General features: G+C 67.7%; 1 pseudogene. It reads right to left on the reverse strand.

The window, feature by feature from the left end:
- Nucleotides 1-598: pseudogene (locus tag QN222_RS30235) on the reverse strand (translocation/assembly module TamB); the annotation flags it as partial.

Below are 598 nucleotides of genomic sequence, written 5' to 3' on the forward strand. Positions count from 1 at the left end.
GCAGCGTGCCTTCGATATCCGCGGTCAGGGCGCCTTCGGCAAGGGCAGCGGTGCCGCGGGCGTCGATGGTGCCGGAGGTAAGTTCGAGCGCACTCAGCCTGACGCTGCCGCCTTCGCCGGTTGCGACGTTACCGGAAACCGCAATCGTCCTGTCGAATTTCGCCGCGAGGTTGGGAGGCAGCAGATGCGGTTCGGCGAACAGCTTGAAGGCCACCTCGGCGGTCGCATTCGCCCGGTCCAGGCGGCCGGTGACGTTGCCGCGGAAGGCGCCGCTTTCGATCGCCAGCGGATCGAAGCGGACATCGCCTTCGGCAACCGTGACCGTGCCTTTCGCCATGACGTCCTGCGCGACGATGCCGGCGGAGCGAACCGACGCAATCGAGGCGCCGGTCCAGACGAGCTCATATCCGACCACCGGCGCTGCTGCCGCCCCGCTGACATCGACGGTGCCGCCGATTGCGCCCTCGGCGCCAAGCGTCGGGGCGAAAGTGTTGATCAGGGTGGCCGGCAGCGCGTTGATTTGCGCCGAAATGTCGAGTTGCTCGCCGGCGGTGCCCGCCACGACAATCGTGCCGTCCGACGCAAGGATGGTGAGGTC

This window comes from Sinorhizobium sp. 6-70 (assembly GCF_030124375.1).
Classification (GTDB): Bacteria; Pseudomonadota; Alphaproteobacteria; order Rhizobiales; family Rhizobiaceae; genus Sinorhizobium.